The sequence below is a fragment of the Corynebacterium sp. HMSC074A09 genome (genome assembly GCF_001811545.1).
GTDB lineage: Bacteria > Actinomycetota > Actinomycetes > Mycobacteriales > Mycobacteriaceae > Corynebacterium > Corynebacterium hiratae.
Genome location: NZ_KV805145.1, coordinates 1 through 339, shown reverse-complemented (window position 1 = coordinate 339; position 339 = coordinate 1). Strand labels below are relative to the sequence as shown.

Annotated in this window: 1 protein-coding gene; it reads right to left on the bottom strand. The window is 55.5% G+C overall.

Annotation, left to right across the window (positions count from 1 at the left end; translation table 11 throughout):
• On the bottom strand, positions 1-339 hold a 339-nt coding region (locus tag HMPREF2807_RS04800), incomplete at both ends, for a hypothetical protein (protein ID WP_158010530.1).

The following is a 339-nucleotide window of genomic DNA, read 5'->3' as shown; positions in this document are numbered from 1 at the left end:
CCAGCACCCGGTGCACAAGCATCAGCCAACAGGCCGATAGCCAGAGCACCAGCAGCAATCAGAGCCACAGCACCAGCAGCCTGCTGGTAATCAGCACCGAAGCGCTTCAGCTGAGCATTAATACCATTGACCTGGTCAGCCAACGGGCCGTTGAACAGACCAGCCTGCTGCTGCAGACGGGTATTCAGATCCTGAATCTGCTTGTTAATCGGAGCCACAAACTCCGACAGACCCGGAATGTTCATCTGGGAAGCCAGACCAACCGGAATCAGGAACAGCAGCGGGATACCAATACCCAAACCGGTGTTGATGCAACGCTCAGACAGGTTGGAAGAACCA